This window comes from Streptomyces sp. NPDC091376, assembly GCF_044757085.1.
In the GTDB taxonomy this organism is placed as follows: domain Bacteria; phylum Actinomycetota; class Actinomycetes; order Streptomycetales; family Streptomycetaceae; genus Streptomyces; species Streptomyces pratisoli.
Map to the genome: position 1 here is coordinate 26264 of NZ_JBIVUF010000001.1, position 17692 is coordinate 43955.

Annotated in this window: 12 protein-coding genes; 5 read left to right on the plus strand and 7 right to left on the minus strand. The window is 71.1% G+C overall.

All coding sequences use genetic code 11. The features are described 5' to 3' along the window. The first annotated feature begins 6 nt into the window (after nt 1-6). A complete protein-coding gene (gene galE / locus ACIQMR_RS00095; protein ID WP_401381020.1) occupies nt 7-975 on the plus strand; it encodes a UDP-glucose 4-epimerase GalE in 969 nt (322 codons plus the stop codon). Nucleotides 976-1040: 65 nt separating this feature from the next. Here galE and ACIQMR_RS00100 read toward each other — a convergent pair whose 3' ends face one another. From ACIQMR_RS00100 to ACIQMR_RS00130, 7 genes are all read right to left on the minus strand, one after another. After that, nucleotides 1041-3176 carry a glycosyltransferase family 1 protein gene (locus ACIQMR_RS00100; RefSeq protein ID WP_401381022.1) on the minus strand — a complete coding sequence of 712 codons (2136 nt, stop codon included), beginning with the start codon at nt 3174-3176 and terminating at the stop codon, nt 1041-1043. Beyond that, entirely contained in the window at nt 3173-4582 is a 1410-nt protein-coding gene (locus ACIQMR_RS00105; RefSeq protein ID WP_401382592.1) for a glycosyltransferase, read from the minus strand. The genes ACIQMR_RS00100 and ACIQMR_RS00105 overlap by 4 nt, the downstream gene beginning before the upstream one ends. 148 nt (nt 4583-4730) lie before the next feature. After that, nucleotides 4731-5834, minus strand: coding sequence for a non-hydrolyzing UDP-N-acetylglucosamine 2-epimerase (wecB, locus tag ACIQMR_RS00110; RefSeq protein ID WP_401381024.1), 1104 nt, complete (start codon nt 5832-5834; stop codon nt 4731-4733). A 300-nt stretch (nt 5835-6134) separates the two neighbouring features. Then, nucleotides 6135-7847 (minus strand): D-glucuronyl C5-epimerase family protein, encoded by a 1713-nt coding sequence (locus ACIQMR_RS00115; protein ID WP_401381025.1) that lies wholly within the window; start codon nt 7845-7847, stop codon nt 6135-6137. Between the two features lie 177 nt (nt 7848-8024). After that, entirely contained in the window at nt 8025-8621 is a 597-nt protein-coding gene (locus ACIQMR_RS00120; RefSeq protein ID WP_401381028.1) for an acyltransferase, read from the minus strand. A 110-nt stretch (nt 8622-8731) separates the two neighbouring features. Beyond that, complete coding sequence (locus ACIQMR_RS00125; protein ID WP_401381029.1) at nt 8732-10480, minus strand: D-glucuronyl C5-epimerase family protein; 1749 nt, start codon at nt 10478-10480, stop codon at nt 8732-8734. A 276-nt stretch (nt 10481-10756) separates the two neighbouring features. Continuing rightward, nucleotides 10757-12622, minus strand: a complete 1866-nt coding sequence (locus ACIQMR_RS00130; RefSeq protein ID WP_401381032.1) for a hypothetical protein — start codon at nt 12620-12622, stop codon at nt 10757-10759. A 306-nt stretch (nt 12623-12928) separates the two neighbouring features. Between ACIQMR_RS00130 and rplU the strand changes: the two genes are divergently transcribed. The 4 genes from rplU to ACIQMR_RS00150 all read left to right on the plus strand — a co-directional run bounded on the left by rplU (nt 12929) and on the right by ACIQMR_RS00150 (nt 17658). Next, the gene (gene rplU, locus ACIQMR_RS00135) at nt 12929-13249 is read left to right on the plus strand and encodes a 50S ribosomal protein L21 (RefSeq protein WP_030211179.1); all 321 of its coding nucleotides are present in this window, start codon (nt 12929-12931) and stop codon (nt 13247-13249) included. Nucleotides 13250-13263: 14 nt separating this feature from the next. Further along, a complete protein-coding gene (rpmA, locus tag ACIQMR_RS00140; protein WP_023550764.1) occupies nt 13264-13518 on the plus strand; it encodes a 50S ribosomal protein L27 in 255 nt (84 codons plus the stop codon). A 119-nt stretch (nt 13519-13637) separates the two neighbouring features. Next, on the plus strand, nt 13638-15074 hold the full coding sequence (gene obgE / locus ACIQMR_RS00145; RefSeq protein ID WP_401381036.1) for a GTPase ObgE: 1437 nt from the start codon (nt 13638-13640) through the stop codon (nt 15072-15074). Nucleotides 15075-15543: 469 nt separating this feature from the next. Further along, nucleotides 15544-17658, plus strand: coding sequence for a glycosyltransferase family 4 protein (locus ACIQMR_RS00150; protein ID WP_401381039.1), 2115 nt, complete (start codon nt 15544-15546; stop codon nt 17656-17658). Nucleotides 17659-17692 lie beyond the last annotated feature (34 nt).

Below are 17692 nucleotides of genomic sequence, written 5' to 3' on the forward strand. Positions count from 1 at the left end.
TTCCCCATGACCTGGTTGATCACCGGCGGCGCCGGATTCATCGGCTCCCATGTGGTGAAGGCGATGACCGACGGCGGTGAGCGCGTCGTCGTCCTCGACGATCTCAGCACGGGGCGGACCGAGCGGCTGCCCGCCGGTGTTCCGCTGGAGGTCGGCACGGTCCTCGACCGTGACACCGTGGACCGTGTCCTGCGCGAGCACGCCGTCACCGGCATCGTGCACATCGCGGGCAAGAAGCAGGTGGCCGAGTCCGTCGCGAAGCCCCTGTACTACTACCGGGAGAACGTGGAGGGACTGCGGGTCCTCCTCGACGCGGCCGTCGCCGCCGGAGTGAGCCGTTTCCTGTTCTCCTCCTCCGCCGCCGTGTACGGCATGCCCGACGTCGACCTCGTCACCGAGGAGACGCCGTGCGCGCCGATCAACCCGTACGGCGAGACCAAGCTCGCCGGGGAGTGGCTGGTCTCGGCCGTCGGCACGGTGCACCCGATGGCCACCGCCTCGCTGCGCTACTTCAACGTCGCGGGCGCGGCGACCCCCGAACTCGGCGACGACGGCGTCTTCAACCTCGTCCCGATGGTCTTCGAGCGCCTCACGGCCGACGAGTCGCCGCGCATCTTCGGCGACGACTACCCGACGCCCGACGGCACCTGCATCCGCGACTACATCCATGTCGAGGACATCGCCTCGGCGCACGTCGCCGCGGCCCGCCGGCTCGCCGCCGACCCGGACGCCCGGCTGATCCTCAACATCGGCAGGGGCGAAGGCGTCTCCGTCGCCGACATGGTCGGCATCATCCAGGACGTCACCGGTCACACCGACGTCAAGCCCGAGGTCGCCGGGCGCCGCCCCGGCGACCCGGCCCGGGTCGTGGCCTCGGCCGACCGTATCCGCCAGGAGCTGGGCTGGAGCGCGCACCACGAGGTGCGGGAGATGGTCGAGTCGGCGTGGGCGGGCTGGCAGTTGCGCCACCCCTGAGCCGGCGTGCGCCACGAGGAAGGGCCCCCGGGACGATGTCCCGGGGGCCCTTCCTCGTACGGCTCTCAGCTCTCGCCGAGGAACAGCTTCTCGAAGTGCTTGCGCACGACGGGCCAGTCCCACGCCGCCAGCGCGTGCTCGGCCGCAAGCTTGCCCGCGTCCCGCCAGGCATCCTCGGAGGCGGTGGCCTCCAGGATGCGCTTGGCCGCCTCCTCCGGGGAGCCGACGACCCAGCCCTCCGGGTAGAGCGTCCGGGCGCTGTTGGGCTTGCCCGCGTAGAACGGCCAGTCACGGGCGACCGGGACCGCGGCGCTCGCCGCACCCTCCATCAGACCCACGTGGCAGCCCTCACGGACCGAGGAGCTGATGATGGTGCCGATCTCCTCGAGCTTCGAGGGGACGTCGTCCGTCGGGCCGAGCCGGACGACCGCGCCGGACTCCTCCAGCGGAGCGAGCTCCTTCTCGAACTCGCGGCGGTAGTCGCGGGTCGCGCGGCTCGTCTTCGGGTCCATGTCGCCGCCGACCAGGATCAGCCGGTAGCGCTCGTCGTGCCGGCGTACCCGCTCCAGGACGTCCACGGCCCACTTCGGGTCCTTGGCGACCTGGCTTATCCCGATCAGGCCCAGGTTGAAACGCGCCTCGGCGGGCTTCGGACGGGCGAAGCCCGACAGGTCCATCGCGTTGTCGATGATGTGGAAGCGGGGCGCCTGCTCACCGCGCAGCTGCGGGACGAGCGAGGCGGCCAGGTCCTTGACGTGCGGGGCGACGAAGACGAGGTCGTCGATCCGCGAGAAGTCCGTCATGTGCGGCCAGCGGGTGAACGCCTCGTAGCTGTGCAGCCGGACCACGATCCGGGTGTCGCCCGGGTCGATGGTGGTGAGCATCGCGGCGGGACCCACCGACCAGTCCAGGAAGACCGTGTCGGCCCAGTCGAGGTGCGGGCGCATCAGCCGCTCCACCTCTTCCTGGTAGTCGCTGGTGCCGCCGGAGAGCCGGTCCTCCAGCATCCGCCGGCCCGCCCACGCGATCCGCTTCAGCGACTTCGTCGCGGCCAGGTCCAGATAGCGGAGCTCGACCCCGGGGTGGTTCCCGAAGTGCTCCAGGATGTGGCGGAGGAAGTTGTCGTTGGCGCTCGTCGTCACCAGCAGCCGCAGCGGACGGTCCTCGGGGGCCGCCGCCGCCGGGACCTTGCGGCCCTGCGGACGGCTCAGCGCCTGCATCGCCTTCGAGCGGTACAGCGGCGCGACGAAGCCCTCGGCGTCCTTCGCCAGCGGCGAGGACAACTGGTCGATGTGCAGGACCCGGTGGAAGTCCAGGAACAGCGCACGGTCCAGCGCACCGGCCGCCTTCTCGACGCGGCCCGCGGTGAACTCCCTGTCCGCGTGCGCGAGCTGGGCGGCGACCGCCCTGTCGAGGTGACGCGGGCTGATCCCCTTGGAGATCTCCTTCATCACGCCTTCGTCGAGCAGCTGCGCCTTGAGCCCGAGGTCCGGGATCTTCGACGCGGCGTCCGCGAGCGCTATGGCGGCGCCGCTGGTGCGGCCCGCCCACTGCATGCCCTCGGCGACGTAGCGGGACGTCACGGCGCGCACCTTGGTGGGCACACCGGGCGCGGTGACGGCGGTGCGCCACAGCCGGGCACCGACCGTGGACCGCATCACGGGACGGGCGGTCGCGGTCCGCAGCAGCGCGGCCGGCAGCCCGTCCACGGAGCGACGCACATCACGGGCGACGGCGTCGAGCGGCGGCAGTACCGAGCGGCGCTGGACGCTGCCGCCCTGCGGACGCAGACCCTCGACGGCCTTCAGCCCCGGCGCGAGACCGAACATGGCCTCGGCGCCGCGGTTGTACTGCGCCAGCCGCCACACGGTGTACACGGCGCCCGGGTCGAGCGCGACCAGCACATCCGCCTTACGGGCCTGGTTGCGCAGCCAGGAGTCACCCTTGGCCTGCATCCACACCCGCATGCCGAGCGGGGACGTACGGGCCTTGCGGCGCAGCGCCTGGCTGCGGTGCGCGACGCTCCGCGGCAGCTGGTGCAGCCCGGCCACCTCCAGGGAGGCGACCTCCTCGGCGGAGGACTCCAGGTGGAACGTGGCGCCCAGGTGCACCCGCGCGCCCAGGGCGTTGAACTTTCGCACCGAGTCGGCGAGGACGCCGAACTGCGGCTTGGCCGCGGCGATGAACAGGACTTCGGTCACGGGGTGGGTCCTCCGGCGACGATCGACTTCTCGGCGAGGGGCGCCACGTCCCCGGTGACCGGCGCCGTGTCGCCGCTCACGAGCTCCGCCGCGCCAGGGGCGGCGTACTTCGCCGTGAACTCCTCGACGAGGTTCTTCACGGCCACGGTCATCAGCGCCTCACGGGTGAACTGGTCCGCGTGCGCCATGGCCTCGGCGTGCACCTCGTCGCTCGTCTCCACCGCCATGTGCGCGGCCCTGACGAACGACTCGGTCAGGCCCTCCTCGTCGATGCCGACGGCGCCCGTCCACAGCGGGTGCCCGTCCAGCACGTTCGACGCGTCGTGCTCGACGACGTGCGCCGACACGATCGGGAGGCCGGTGGCCATGTACTCGTAGACCTTGCCGGAGGTGACGTAACGGCCGCCGATCAGGATCAGCACCATGGCGTCCCAGCCGGCGTAGATCGAGGCGACCTCGGCCTTGGCGGCGGGGCCGCCGAAGTGGACGCCGTCGGCCTCGGCCTGCTTGAGGATCTCCGTGTGCCGGTTCGCCTCACGGCCCGCGCCGTTGCCGATGTGGCCGCGCACCTCGAAGCGCGCGTTGGCCAGCAGCGGCTCCTTCTCCCGTGCCGCCTTCCAGGCGTTCAGCACCGTCTCCAGGTGCTGGGGGGTGAAGTTGACCGTACCGAGGTAGCCGAAGACCAGACCGGACTCGGTGTCCGGGGCGTGGGCGCGGCCGGGGGAGCTGTCGGCGTCGTAACCGTTGCGCACGACGTGCACCCGGTCGGCGAAGTCGGGGTAGCGCCTGCGGTAGTGCTCGGCGATCGGGTCGTTCACGACCCAGAGCGAGACCGCGTCGTCGAGGATCTTCTGCTCCCAGCGACCCTCTTCGGAGTCGCGGCCGAAGGCCTCGACGCCCTCGATGACGTCGATGGACCAGCCGTCGCGGAAGTCCACCGCGTACGGCACCTGCTTCTCCACCCACAGCTTCCAGGCCGCGGCGAGGTTCACGTACGGCACACAGCTGGCGAGCAGCAGATCGGCCGGGTGCTCCTCGTGGATCTTCAGGACGGCCTGCTCCAGATCGGTGCGCCACTCGCCGAAATTGGGCTCGGGGAACGGCTTCGTCTGGCGGCGGCGCAGCTTGGCGACCCAGCCGTTGGGGTTGAGCGCACGCGCCTCGTCGTAGAGGCGGATGTCCGTCTCGAGATCCTCGCGTGCCAGCGGCAGCTCGACGATCCTGACCTTGGGGTCGACCTGCTCCAGCAGGGTGAGGTCGATGCCGGAGTCCCGCTCCCAGGACTCCTGGGCGACGTTGACGACGGTGACGTCCCAACCCACGTTGATGAACTGGTTCGCGGTCTCGCGCATGCGGTACGCCGAGCTCTTGGCGGCCGGCGGGAATCCGATGGCGAGGTAGATCACATGAGGCCGCCTGCCTTCCGCGGGCAGCCCGGACCTGGGAGACGCTGACATAACCGGTGACGCTAGCACGGTGACATGTACGGATTCGGGCCACCTGTCGCCGCGTCGCCCCTCGCTGGGGGAGGGCGGCGCCCGGGCCCGTGCTCCGTCACGCGTGCCGGCTGCCCCCCTTCCACTCTTCCATGATCCGGACAACGTTCTGCGCGGCCCTGCCGTCGCCGTAAGGGGCGCCGGGGTCGGCGGTCGGCACGGCACGGGTGACCGTCGCGGCCCACTCCTCGGGGGAGAGGGAGTGCGGGTCGGGAACAAGGACGTTCCAGCCGGTGTCCACGGTTTCCACCCACTCGGTCTCGGGCCGGACCGTGGTGCAGATGCGCTCCAGCAGGAATGCCTCCTTCTGCAGACCGCCGGAGTCCGTCACCACACCGGTGGAGGCCAGCACGGCGGCGACCAGACCCGCGTACGGCAGCGGCCGGCCGACGTGCACGTTGCCCTGCGTCAGGTCGATGCCATGGGCATCGGCCCGCGCGACCAGACGCGGGTGGGCCAGCAGCGCCACCGGCACGGGAAGCTTCGCCATCGACTCGATGATCGCGGAGAGCCGCTCCGGGTCGTCCGTGTTGTCCGGGCGGTGCAGCGTCGCCAGGAGGAACGGCTGCGACGGGTCGATGCCCTCGGGCAGCGCGGGCGCGGGGTGCTCCCCGGCGCGCACGGCGTCCCGGATCCGCAGGCAGATGTCGACCATGACGTCACCGGCGAGCTGCGCGCGGTCGGCGAGACCCTCGCTCGCGAGATGGCGCATGGCCTCCTCGGTGGGGGCCAGCAGCAGGTCGGCGCAGTGGTCGGTGAGGACGCGATTGTGCTCCTCCGGCATCCGCCGGTTGAAGGAGCGCAGGCCCGCCTCCAGGTGCGCCACGGGCAGGTGCATCTTCACCGCCGAGAGCGCACCGGCGATGGTGGAGTTGGTGTCGCCGTACACGAGCACCCAGTCCGGCTTCTCACGCTCCAGGACCGGGTCCAGGGCGGAGAGGACGGAGCCCGTCTGCACGCCGTGGCTGCCCGAACCGACGCCGAGGTGGACGTCCGGGTCGGGGATGCCCAGGCCGTCGAAGAAGACGTCGGAGAGATCGGCGTCGTAGTGCTGTCCGGTGTGCACGATGAAGTGTTCGTGCTCGGTCTCCGCGAACGCCGCCGCGATGGGGGCGAGCTTCACCAATTGAGGACGGGCACCGACGATGCTGATGACTTTCACTGAGCACTCTTCTTCTCGGTCAGGGCGATGGCAGGCGTGTCACGGTCTCACACTGCTCGCAATGGTAGGCAATCCGCGAACTGACCAGGCCCGGGCGTCGGGGCCGCACCGGGCGGCGGTCGTGTGCATGCAATGGTCAGAACGCCGCTGCGGACATACACGGCAGCCGCATAACGATTTCGTGAACCGTATGCGTACTTCGGCCGAAAACGGGTCACCGGGGACCGTACGTGCGGCCCCTCGCCCCCGATGCTGCTCCAGCGGTGCCTCTGCGGTGCCTCTGCGGTGCCTCTGCCGTGGTCAGCGGCCGTCGGTGACGACATCGCCGGCGAAGACCCAGAAGCCCTTGAGGGCCCCGGCCGCGATCCGGCACATCGGTCTGCCGTCGACGACCGACCGGCGGTCGAAGGGCGCGCGGGACGGTTTGGCGAACGTCACAGTGCGCGTCGCCGCGACGGTCCGGTCCCGGCCGAAACGGCGGCAGACGACGCCGGTGCCCGCGGGGAAGACGAGCGAGCGCTGGGGCCGGTACACGGTGGGCAGGTACTCGCCGAGCAGATAGGACTTCGGGAAGGCCTCGCCCACCCACCAGCCGGCGTACGGGCCCGTGTCGATCCGGTACGCCACCCCACGGCCCATGATCCGCCGCCGCCGGCTCGCGGTGGCCCGGGTGGCCCGGGACAGGGACACGGTCCTGCGGGCGAGTTCCGTGTCGCCCTTGGAAGCGAGGAAGTCACCGTCGGTGTCCGTGTCGTACCGGTACAGGGTGTGCGTACCGGCGGCGAGGACGACGGGGGAGCCCTTGGGCAGCTGTCCCGCGGGGAAGTCGTCCGTCAGCAGGTCGCTCATGTGGGCGAAGCGGGGGCTGCCGGTCTGCCAGTGCAGCTGCCGGTACAGATTGATGTGGTGCTGGTGGTACGAAGGCGTCGGGATCCGGTGGGTGCGGCAGTAGTGCGAGGCCCACTGCCGGTTGCGCAGCGTCGGGAAGGAGCGGTCGACCGTGGTGCACGCCCCGTCGTAGAGCTGGGCCGCCAGTGCGTTCCCCGTGGCCCTGACGTAGTCCCACAGCCCGAACATGGCGAAGATCATGCCGTTGTACGTGCAGTCGGACGTGCCGGGCGCGTCGACCGGGTACTCCTGGATCCACAGGTGGCCCTCGCTGTCGCGGTTCACGACCCACGGGGCGGCGTCGTCCCCGCGCAGCAGCGAGGCGAAGGCGGCGTCGGCGGCCGTCCGGTAGAGCGTGCGCTCGGCGGCCGTGACTGCGTCGAGCTGGGACAGCTGGATGAAGAGGCTGATCGCCTCGCCCTGCGCCATGCCCGAGTACCAGGGGGCGCGGTAGGAGATCCCGCTGTGGGTGCTGTGCGTGAAGTCGAAGGGGTACGGGAAGTACCACGCGCCGCGGCTCTCCACCCGGTTGTCGATCAGGCGGTGCGCCTGGGCCTTGGCGCGCTTGAGGAAGAGCGCCTTGCGGGCCGGATCGCCGGCGGTGCGGTGGGCGGCGACGCAGCCGAGGCCGAACTGGATCTGGGTGACCGGCTGGTCGTACCCGGCGGCCGACCTGCTCGGGCGGTACATGATGACGCCTGCCGGATCGAGATAGGTGTGCGTGGTGTCCGGGGTGACACCGGCCCACGCCGTGGGCCGGTCGCGCCAGGGCCGTAGCTGCTCCGGCAGGTCCGCCGCCGTGTAGCCGGAGGTCCGGAACGTGAACGGCAGCGTGTCCGGGAGCGCCTCCCGGACGGCCGCCGGGGCGGGGGTGCCCTGGGCGTGCGGGACACGGAGGGACGGTGCGGGGGGAGTCACCTTGCCTCCCGAGAGCTGGTCGGGCAGTGGGGGCACGGGCGGAACCTGGGGCTGGTGGGGGCGTCCGAGGGGCGGCAGTGCCGGGGCGCCGATGACGGCCTGCGCGGTGCCGGCGCCGGCACCGGCCAGGGCGCTGCCCAGCACGGCGCTGCCCGCGAGCCGGACGAACCGTCTGCGGTCGAGCGTGGAACGGCTGTCCTCAGCCATGCCTGAGCCCCCCGGGGAAGATCAGCGATGGCTGCGGATCCTATGGGGAGCCCGGGGGTGGAGGCGGTCACGGACACGCGGAAGCGGGGACGGCCGACTCGATCGGATGCCTGAGCCGGCCTCCCGGCCTTCTCGGGGTGACGCGACGCGTCACCCCGCACGGGTCCGCGCGGCCCGTCAGCGCTCGGTCAGGACGCCGTCCTTCTCCTCGTACAGGGAGCCGGTCTGCGGGCACTCCCACACGCCCGGCTCGCCCGCGCGCTCGGTCAGGCGGACGCCGGTCCGGCCGACCCAGCCGATCCGCCGTGCCGGGACACCGACGACGAGGCCGAAGTCCGGCACGTCCTTGGTGACGACGGCGCCCGCGGCGACCATCGCCCAGCGGCCGATGGTGACCGGGGCGACGCAGACCGAGCGGGCACCGATCGAGGCACCGTCGGCGATCTTCACGCCTACGGCCTCCCAGTCGCCGCCGCGCTTCTGCTTGCCCTCGGGGTCGACGGAGCGCGGGTTGTGGTCGTTGGTGAGGACCACGGCGGGGCCGATGAAGACACCGTCACCGAGCTCGGCCGGCTCGTAGACCAGCGCGTAGTTCTGCAGCTTGCAGTTGTCGCCCATGCGTACGCCCGTACCGACGTACGCACCGCGGCCGATCACACAGCCTTCGCCGAGGCGGGCGCCCTCACGGATCTGGGCGAGCTCCCACACACTGCTTCCGGCGCCGATCTCGGCGGTCTCGTCGACCTGGGCGGTGGGCTGGACCCTGTAGTTCACTTCTGTGCCTTCCGGTGTCTGGCTTCCCGGCGAGCATACGGCCGCCCGCCTCCGGCTGTGCGGCCGGAGGCGGGCGGCCCGTACGTGCTCTGGGGGATGTGCGGAGGTGATCAGGCTCCGTCGGTGACGACCTGGTTCGCGGGGACCCAGTAGCCGGCGAGCTCACCGGCCGAGATACGGCACATCGCCCGGCCGTTCACGATGGACCTCCGGTCGAAGGTCGCCGTGGTGGCGGTCGCGTACTTGACGTTCTTGGTGGTGCCGACCACACCGTTCGTGCCGAACTGGTACACCGGGATGTCGGTGTTGGTGCGGAACGTCAGCGTGCGCTGCACCCGGTAGTCCGTCGGCAGGTACTCGCCGCGCAGGAAGGCGTTGGGGAACGCCTCGCCGATCCAGTAGCCCTTGTACGCTCCGGCGCTGATCTGGTACCAGATGCCGGCGCCCTTGATCCGTCGCCGCATGCTCACCGGGGCGCCGGTGGCCTTGGCGAAGGTGACCTTCTTCGTGGAGAGGATCTTGTCCGGCGCGGCCAGGTTCTTGTCGTAGGACCCGTCCGGCTTGGTGGCGATCTTGTAGAGCGTGTGCGTGCCCTTGGCGATCGCGATGCTCGCGCCGGCCGGCAGGACGTACGGCGGGAAGTCGTCGATCAGCAGGTCCATCTGGTTGGCGAAGACGACGCTGTTCGTCTGCCAGTGCAGCTGCCGCCACAGGGTGATGTGGTGCGGGTGGTACGAGTCCGTCGTGATCCGGTGCGTCTGGCAGTAGTACGAGAGCCCACGGGCGTTGCGCAGCAACGGGAAGTAGCGGGCCATGGTGGTGCAGGCGCCGTCGTACAGCTTGGCCGCGAGCTCGTTGCCGGTCGCCTGGAAGTAGTCCCAGAGGCCGAACATGGCGAAGACCATGCCGTTGTACGTGTAGTCACCCGTACCGGCCGTCTTGAACGGGTACTCCTGGATCCACAGGTAGCCCGCGCGGTCCTTGTTCACGCACCACGGAACCCCGTCGTCGCCCCGCAGCAGCGAGGAGAAGGCGCCGTGGGCGGCCGCCATGTAGAGGGTGCGCTCGGACTCGGTGATGCCTTCGAGCTGCGCGAGCTGGACGAAGAGGCTGATGGCCTCGCCCTGGGCCATGCCCGAGTACCAGGGGGCCTTGTAGTCGACGCCGCTGTGCACTTCGTGCTTGAAGCTGAACCCGTACGGGAAGTACCAGGCGCCACGTGCCTCGACGCGCTTGGCGATGAGGCGGTCGGCCTGGGCCTTGGCGCGCTGGAGGAAGACCGCCTTGCGGGTCGGGTCCTTCTCGATGCGGTAGCTGGTGATGCAGCCGAGCCCGAACTGGACCTGGCCGACGGGGTGGTCGTAGCCGGTGGCCCCGTTGTTGGGGTGGTACAGGTAGGCGCCCTGGGCGTTCAGCCGGTAGAGACCCGTGGGGGTTCTGTTCTCCCAGAGGGTCGGGCGGTTGCGCCAGGGGCGCAGGGCCTCAGGGAGGTCCGCCACCATCGTGAAGCCGCTCGTCTTGAACTCGAACGGCAGGGTGGTCGGAACGTCCTTCTCGACCGCCCGCGGGTCCGGCGCGGTGCGCGCGGACGGAATGTGCGTGGACGGGTCCGGCGCGTAGCCCGTGCCCCCGTCGTTCGGGTCCGGCAGCGGCGGGACCGGGAAGCCGCCGGGCGTCTGCGGCAGGCTCAGCGCGAGCGAGCGCGGCATGTTCGCGAACGGGTCGGGCTTCCCGTCGAACACCCCGGTCGCCATGGCGGTGAACGCGCCCCCGCCCGCTACCGCGACGCCGGCCGCGGTGCCGCCTGCGATCCGGATGAACCGTCTGCGGCCGACGTCGGCACGCCTCTTTCCAGCCATGGCGAAGTACCCCCCCAAGGGCATTGATCAGTGATGACGTGGATCGTATGTGAAAGGTGTGGAGTTCTGTAATGAGAGGAGGCGGCCAACTGAACAAGGCGGAGATGCCGTTGGTTCATACCAGAGGGTTGATGGGGGTTTGGGGGTATTTGCGTGGTGCTCGTGATGAAACCGTGACCAGTCGCTGCCTCTGAAGCGCATCGCTGACGCGGGTCCGTCCCGGTCGCGATACGCCGAACTCCGAGGCTTTCTGACGAACCGTCGAGCCGGATGCGTTCAGCGGACGCGGCGGTGGCGTTCCCTCGTCGCGGAGACGAGTTGTGCGGCGAAGACGAGGCTCAGCAGCGAGAACAAGAGGGAGCGCGGTGTGCTCACGCCGGGGGACCACCAGGCGTAGGCGGCCACTGTGGTGAAGAACACGAGCGCGACGACCCGGAGCAGCCACCACAGCTTCGGCCGGGGCGCCGGGCCTTCGCCCGAGGGCTGGACGAGCAGGCGGTCCGGGTCGTTCGTCAAGGTGTCGCGCAGGCCCGAGAGGATGCCGCGGCGCTCCAGCAGCCGGGTGCCGGGGACGCCGGCCAGGGCGTCGGGGTGCTCGCCGAAGCCCGCCGGGAGCGGCGGCAGGCCAAGGGCGGTGACCAGGTCCGCCTGGTGGCGGGCCGGGGCGGCCGAGGAGCGCAGCAGGCCGGTGAGCGGGCGCGGGTCGGGAAGGCCGTAGATCCGGGCGAGCGCGCCGGCGGTCGCGGCCGCCGAGGCGTGGTCGGCGACCGGCGCGGCCGGGTCCCAGGCGTGGGCCGCGATCTCCTTGCCCTTGTGCAGCAGCGTGAACCCGGCGAGGCCGCCGGTCCGGCGCAGCACCAGGGCCGGCCACTTCTCGCCAGTGGTGAAGGTGTCCGCCGCACCGGTGAGACGGTCCTCGCCGCCGCTCAGGGTCGCCCGCCGCCCGGGCGACCCGTCCGGGGCGAGCGCCACATAGCTGGCCGAGCCGCCGGCCGGGGCGATCCGCAGCGGGATCCCGCACATCAGCGCCGCCGCGGCCACCTGTGCGGGCGGTGCGGCGGCGATCGCCATCAGGTGGACCGCGGGCCCCGCCGGGGCGTCCGCCGCGGAGCCGGTCACCGACCGCGAGGGCCTGGAGAAGAAGGGGGTCGCGCTCGCGATCTGCATCCGTACGCCGGTGCGGAAGTCCAGGAACTCCTGACGCGCGTCCCCGAAGTACGTCCACGGGTAGGAGCGGGCCTGCACCCCGATCGCCCGGAAGACGTCCAGCGCCTCCTCGAATCGCTTGGCCAGGATCAGCATCAGGGCCAGCTCGTTGCGGAAGCCGGCCGCCTCGGGGTCGCCGGGCTCGTAGAAGGAGGACAGCTCCAGCGCGCGGTCCACCGCGGCGACGATCCGGGACCGCTCGATCGGCCCCTCTTTCCCGGCGTCGGCGACTTTCCCGGCGTCGGCGACGACGTCGTACTCGATCGCGGCCGCCAGCGGCAGCGCGCGGAGCTTCGAGCCGGGCAGAGCCTCGTCGGCCGCCCGTTCGGCGAAGTCGAACATCTCCCGGTGCGAGCCGTGCCACTTCTCGCACAGATACCGCAGAGCGGCGGCGTGGCAGCCGTAGTGGTGCGGGGCGCGGGCGGTGGCTTCGGCCCAGTACGCCTCGAAGAGCTCGCGCGGCGCCTGGATGCCCATGGCATGGGTGAGGGCGATCCGCCACGGCACCGGATCGTCGGGGTTGAGCTCGGCAGCCGCGCCGAGCACCGGGACGGCGTCCTCGAGCAGGGCGAAGAACGCCTTGAACCGGTCGGGCGACACCTGTCCGGCGCGGGCCCCGGTCCGTATCGCCCATGCCTGGTCCATGCACAGATCGGCCTTGACCAGCATCGCGTCCGGGTCCTGCGGCGACTCGGCGAGCCAGGCGTCCAGCCAGCCGGGACTGTGCAGGGCGGACGCGGCGAACGCCCCGACGTAGTCGCTGCGCCGTTCCCACTCGGCGCCCAGCCGCGTCGCCGCCAGCAGCTCCCGCGCGGGCCCGTGGTCACCGGCGGTCGCCGCGGCCACCGCGTCGCGCAGCGGCTGCGGCCGCTCGTCGAAGCGAACGGCCTCGTCCGGGGGAAGGTCGGCACCGACGGAAGGACCGTGCCGGAACATACGAGGCAGGGTGAGAAGGGAGCGCAGGGGCACGAGCGCACATTCAACAACCCTGGGCCGAGCGGCCACCAGCCCTGATCATCCGGAACGGCGTCCTCGCCTTCCCCGACGACCTGGTTTGACCCCCTGCGGCCCGCCCCGTAACCTTGACCGTCGGCGTGTTTCCATACGCGTCAGCTTCTGAGCACCTCCCTTCCGGCCCTCGGCCGGGAGAGGCCGTTCATCCACTGCGGACAGTCACAGGCCCTCGGTCTGTGGGGACGGCTGGCTTCAGGGGTTCCCGTTTCGAGCGAGAGAGAGATCCGCGTGTACGCCATCGTGCGCAGCGGTGGTCGCCAGCACAAGGTTGCTGTCGGCGACATCGTTGAGGTTGACAAGATTTCCACTGCCAAGGTTGGCGACACGGTCGAGCTCTCGACCCTGCTCGTTGTCGACGGCGACGCTGTGACCAGCGACCCGTGGGTGCTGGCCGGGATCAAGGTCGAGGCCGAGGTCGTGGACCACCACAAGGGCGCCAAGATCGACATCCTGCGCTACAAGAACAAGACCGGCTACCGCCGTCGTCAGGGCCACCGCCAGCAGTACACGGCGATCAAGGTCACGGCGATCCCCACGGCTGCGAAGTAAGGGACTGAGGAGAGATGGCACACAAGAAGGGCGCATCGTCCACCCGGAACGGTCGCGACTCCAACGCTCAGCGGCTCGGCGTGAAGCGCTTCGGCGGTCAGGTCGTCAACGCGGGTGAGATCCTGGTCCGTCAGCGTGGCACCCACTTCCACCCGGGCGCGGGCGTCGGCCGCGGCGGCGACGACACGCTGTTCGCGCTGCAGGCCGGTGCGGTGGAGTTCGGTACCCACCGCGGCCGCAAGGTCGTGAACATCGTTCCGGTCGCCTGAATCAAGGCCCCGTAGAACAGTTCTTCGCGAGGGCGGACCTCATTTCCCGTGACGGGAAGTGGGTCCGCCTTTCGCGTGTTACGCAGTAGACATTTCCGTACGTACTGGAGGCACACCCCATGACCACCTTCGTGGACCGCGTCGAGCTGCACATCGCCGCGGGTAACGGAGGCCACGGCTGCGCCTCCGTTCACCGTGAGAAGTTCAAGCCGCTCGGCGGACCGGACGGCGGCAACGGCGGCCGTGGCGGGGACGTCATCCTCACCGTCGACCAGTCGGTGACGACGCTGCTGGACTACCACCACTCGCCGCACCGCAAGGCGACCAACGGCAAGCCCGGCGAGGGCGGCAACCGTTCCGGCAAGGACGGCCAGGACCTGGTCCTGCCGGTGCCGGACGGCACGGTCGTCCTCGACAACGAGGGCAACGTCCTGGCCGACCTGGTCGGACACGGCACGACGTACGTGGCGGCCGACGGCGGCCGCGGCGGCCTCGGCAACGCGGCGCTGGCGTCGGCCCGCCGCAAGGCCCCCGGCTTCGCGCTGCTCGGCGAGCCCGGACGCACCGGCGACATCGTCCTGGAACTCAAGACCGTCGCGGACGTGGCGCTGGTCGGCTACCCGAGCGCGGGCAAGTCCTCGCTGATCTCCGTGCTGTCCGCCGCCAAGCCGAAGATCGCGGACTACCCCTTCACGACGCTGGTCCCGAACCTCGGCGTCGTCACCGCCGGATCGACCGTCTACACCATCGCGGACGTGCCGGGTCTGATTCCCGGCGCCAGCCAGGGCCGCGGCCTCGGCCTGGAGTTCCTGCGGCACGTCGAGCGCTGCTCGGTGCTGGTGCACGTCCTGGACACGGCGACGCTGGAGTCCGAGCGCGACCCGGTCTCCGACCTCGATGTCATCGAGGAGGAGCTGAAGCAGTACGGCGGACTGGACGACCGTCCCCGCATCGTCGTCCTCAACAAGATCGACATCCCGGACGGCAAGGACCTCGCGGAGATGATCCGCCCGGACCTGGAGGAGCGCGGCTACCGCGTCTTCGAGGCGTCGGCGGTCGCGCGTACCGGTCTGAAGGAGCTGTCCTTCGCACTGGCCGAGATCGTCGCCGCGGCGCGCGCGGCCAAGCCGCAGGAGGAGGCGACCCGGATCGTCATCCGCCCGAAGGCGGTCGACGACGCGGGCTTCACGGTCACGCAGGAGGAGGACGGCCTCTTCCGGGTGCGCGGCGAGAAGCCGGAACGCTGGGTGCGCCAGACCGACTTCAACAACGACGAGGCCGTCGGCTACCTGGCCGACCGCCTCAGCCGCCTCGGTGTCGAGGAACAGCTGATGAAGGCGGGCGCCCGCGCGGGCGACGGCGTCGCGATCGGCCCCGAGGACAACGCGGTCGTCTTCGACTGGGAGCCCACGATGATGGCCGGCGCGGAGATGCTCGGCCGCCGCGGCGAGGACCACCGCCTCGAGGCCCCGCGCCCGGCGGCCCAGCGCCGCAAGGACCGCGACGCAGAGCGCGACGAGGCCCAGCGCGAGTTCGACGACTTCGACCCGTTCTAGCAGGACCGGCCACACGCGAGGCCCCGACCTGACCTGCCGGGGCGCCGGCCCCGGGTGGTGAGAGCCGCCCGGGAGCCGGCCTCCGGCGGGTTCTGGACCTGGCCTCCGGGGCGGGGTAGGTCTGGCCTTGGTTCCGCCCGACCAGGGGGATCTCGCTGCCTTGGTCCGCCCTGCCGGGGGTCTTCCCGCCTTGGCGAGGCGGACCGGCCTTGCCTCCGTCGGACTACCGACGCCCCGGACCGGTCCCGCTTCGGCGGGGCCGGCCGGGCGATGGCTCTGCCTGACCCGGGAGGCTCCCGCCCTTTGGCACGCTCGCAGCTTCTCGTGGCTCCTGCACGTACCTCCGGCCGTGTGTGAGAAATCCGGTCCGTTCGGATCCGTGCGGTGGCACAACCTCTCGCCCGCTATCACCGTCTTGTACGCGGGGGTGGGGCAGCAAAGTGCCCCAGCACGGCTGAACGGAGCGTTGATGAAGGTCTCCTTCCTCATCCACACCATCTATGGCATCGGCGGCACCATCCGCACCACGCTCAACCTCGCGGAGGAGCTCGCCGGGCGCCACGACGTGGAGATCGTCTCCGTCTTCCGGCACCGGGACGAGCCGCTCTTCGCGATCGACCCCCGCATCACCGTCGTACCGCTCATCGACACCCGCCCCTCCTCCCCGGGCAACGAGAAGAAGCATCCGCTCGCGCTCCAGCCGGCCGAGCGCTTTCCGGCCCACGAGGCGCGCTTCGCCGAGTACAGCAGGCTCACCGACCAGCGCGTGCGTGAGCACTACACCGGCTCCGATGCCGACGTGGTGATCGGCACCAGGCCCGGACTCGTCGCGTACGTCGCCCAGTTCGCGCCCGGGCGCGCCGTGCTCATCGGCCAGGAGCACATGACGCACAATCACCACAAGCCGGAGCTGCGCGCAGAGATGCGTGAGCACCTCGCCGCGCTCGACGCGTTCGTGACCGTCTCCGAGGGCGACGCCGTGGTCTGGCGGGACCGGATGCCGCTGCCGGACACCCAGGTGCTGGCCATACCGAACAGCGTGCCCGAGCCCATGGTCGCCACCTCCGACCTGGGCGGGACCACCGTCGTCGCCGCCGGGCGGCTCGCCTCGGAGAAGCAGTACGACGTGCTGATCGAGGCGTTCGCCGAGGTCGTGGCCGTACGGCCGGACTGGACGCTGCGCATCTGCGGCTGGGGCAAGCAGAAGGAACGTCTCCGCAGACGTATCGACCAGCTCGGCCTCTACAACAGCGTCCATCTCATGGGCCCCCGCTCGCCGATCGAACCGGAGTGGGTGAAGGGCGCGATCGCCGTCTCCACCTCGCGCCACGAGTCCTTCGGCATGACGCTCGTCGAGGCGATGCGCTGCGGACTGCCCGTCGTCAGCACCGACTGCGACTACGGACCGCGCGAGATCATCGCGGACGGTGTGGACGGGCTGCTCGTCCCCGTCGGCGACACCGACGCCATCGCCGCCGCGCTGCTCCGGCTGATCGACGACGAGCCGCTGCGCCGCCGGATGGGCGCCGCGGCCCGCTCCCACGCCCGCCGCTTCGACCCGGGCCCGGTCGCGAAGCAGTACGAGGAGCTCTTCGCGGCCCTGGGCGCGGGCTCCCGGTCGCACCCCGAAACGCCTGCCACCCGCACGCCTTCAGCCACCGACGGCCTGGAGTGCACGAGCGAACGCGCCCCCGCCCCCGTACCGGCCCCCGCCCCCGTACCGGTCCCCGCCGCGGGCGACCCCCGCGTGGACTGCGTGGCCGAGGAAAGCGGCGCGCTCACCGTGACCCTGCTCGGGGAGCAGACGGGGGAGACCGTGCTCGTCTGCGCGCACCCCGACCCCGCCGCACCCGACCGGGTCTTCCCCTTCGACGCGAGCGGGCGCGCCACCGTCCCCGCGGACGCGCACCTCGCCGAGGGAATCTGGACGTGCCACGCCGTTCCCCAGGGCTACGACGGCGACCGCCCCCCGCTCGCCACCCGCGCCGTCGACCAGCGCGGGGCGATGCGGGCCGCTTCCCGTGTCCGCCCCGGCGTGCCCGTCCGCGCCCTCGTCCCCTATGTACGGCAGGGCGGGCTCACCCTGCGGTCGTGGGTGCGTCCGGTCCACGCCGAGTCCGGTGACGTCAACATCACTGCTCGGCACCTCACCATTTCCGGGCGTTTGCTGGGCGAGGCGCAACTGACCGCCGACCCGGTCCTGCTGCTGCGCCGCCGTGGTAAGGACACCGCTGCACTGGAGTTCCCCGGCGCCCGTGTCGGCGCGGACGGCTTCCGCTGCACCGTCCCGCTCGCCGCCCCCGCCAGGGTCCAGGCGTCCGCCCACGACGTGTGGGACCTCTGGCTGCGCCCCGCCGCCGGCGCCGAGCCCGTCCGCCTCGGCCGCTTCCTCGACGACGTGGTCGAGAAGGGCACGGTCTTCCCGTATCCCTCCGTCGACCTGCTCAAGAAGCGCCCGTTCGCGCAGGTACGCGCGGCGGTGCGGCGGCTGCGCTCCCTGCCTCGGGACGAGGTAACGGTGAAGATCTTCTTCAGCGCAGGCAACGAACTTGTACTCAACGTCGTCGACAAAGCGACGAAGTAACGCTCAGCCACAGCTCTCCCCTGTGGTATCAGTC

What these genes read in the sequence shown, in the direction of transcription:
- rpmA (WP_023550764.1), top strand. Translation starts at nt 13,264, where the DNA reads ATGGCACACAAGAAGGGCGCATCGTCCACCCGGAACGGTCGCGACTCC.
- ACIQMR_RS00150 (WP_401381039.1), top strand. Translation starts at nt 15,544, where the DNA reads ATGAAGGTCTCCTTCCTCATCCACACCATCTATGGCATCGGCGGCACC.
- obgE (WP_401381036.1), top strand. Translation starts at nt 13,638, where the DNA reads ATGACCACCTTCGTGGACCGCGTCGAGCTGCACATCGCCGCGGGTAAC.
- ACIQMR_RS00130 (WP_401381032.1), bottom strand. Translation starts at nt 12,622, where the DNA reads ATGTTCCGGCACGGTCCTTCCGTCGGTGCCGACCTTCCCCCGGACGAG.
- ACIQMR_RS00115 (WP_401381025.1), bottom strand. Translation starts at nt 7,847, where the DNA reads ATGGCTGAGGACAGCCGTTCCACGCTCGACCGCAGACGGTTCGTCCGG.
- ACIQMR_RS00125 (WP_401381029.1), bottom strand. Translation starts at nt 10,480, where the DNA reads ATGGCTGGAAAGAGGCGTGCCGACGTCGGCCGCAGACGGTTCATCCGG.
- galE (WP_401381020.1), top strand. Translation starts at nt 7, where the DNA reads ATGACCTGGTTGATCACCGGCGGCGCCGGATTCATCGGCTCCCATGTG.